The following is a 1126-nucleotide window of genomic DNA, read 5'->3' on the forward strand; positions in this document are numbered from 1 at the left end:
CGTTGTTGAAGGGGCGACGCTCACCATCGCGTGCCGGACGATCCCCACGGTCGCCGAAAGGCTTGCGGTCACGGTCGCCACCGAATGCGCGGCGGTCATCGCCATCGCGGCGCGGGCCATCGAAGTTCCGCGGTCCACGCTCAGGACGATCGCCGAACGGCTTCCGGTCACTACGGTCGTTGTTGAAGGGGCGACGCTCACCATCGCGTGCCGGACGATCCCCACGGTCACCAAACGAACGGCGCTCACCGTCACGGGCAGGACGGTCGCCGAAAGGCTTGCGGTCACGGTCGTTGTTGAAGGGGCGACGCTCACCATCGCGTGCCGGACGATCCCCACGGTCGCCGAAAGGCTTGCGGTCACGGTCGCCACCGAATGCGCGGCGGTCATCGCCATCGCGGCGCGGGCCATCGAAGTTCCGCGGTCCACGCTCAGGACGATCACCGAACGGCTTCCGGTCACTACGGTCGTTGTTGAAGGGGCGACGCTCACCATCGCGTGCCGGACGATCGTTACGGTCGCCAAAGGGCTTCCGATCACGGTCGCCGCCGAAGGAGCGACGTTCACCGTCACGTGCCGGACGATCCCCACGGTCATTGTTGAAGGGGCGACGCTCACCATCGCGTGCCGGACGATCATTGCCGTCCCGGTTCTCCCTGGAACGGAAGCCACGAGGGTCTCCGCCGGAATTGTTGTTGGGGCGGTACGAACCACGGTCGTCCCGGTTCCCTCCGAAGTTTCCGCGATTGCCGCCGCGATTGCCGCCGTTGTGCTCAGCCATGGTGGATTCCTCCTGTTGCGAGCCGACCACTGGCGCGTGCGTAGTCGCTCATAACCCTTATTTCGTTGTCACGCCGCCAGCAGCGCTCAGCTGCCGACTCGTATATCTGGTTCAATTCTATTCGACCCCACCACAGCGACCGAACGCCGGAAGCACCTTTGGGGCGTCCCGTGGCAAGTCTCACAAGCGCAGAGCCATCCAACTACCTCTCAGTAGTGCTGTGCTCGAGCATGGGAAGCACTACTACTGCCAGGCAGTCGGACAGTAATTGGTTGTTAAATGCGGGGAGCCCCGACCTGGTGGTCGGGGCTCCTCTGAATTTGTGTCCGGCGGTGTCCTACTCTC

The 1126-nt window shown here is 64.0% G+C and carries 1 protein-coding gene; it reads left to right on the forward strand.

Annotated elements, in window-relative coordinates; translation table 11 throughout:
- Positions 1-835, forward strand: an 835-nt coding sequence (locus AC1RJY_RS23985) for a hypothetical protein (protein ID WP_498603718.1), incomplete at its 5' end; no start/stop codon positions are given.
- Between the last annotated feature and the right edge of the window lie 291 nt (positions 836-1126).

The sequence above is a fragment of the Arthrobacter sp. GW822-FHT05G07 genome, from assembly GCF_058799755.1.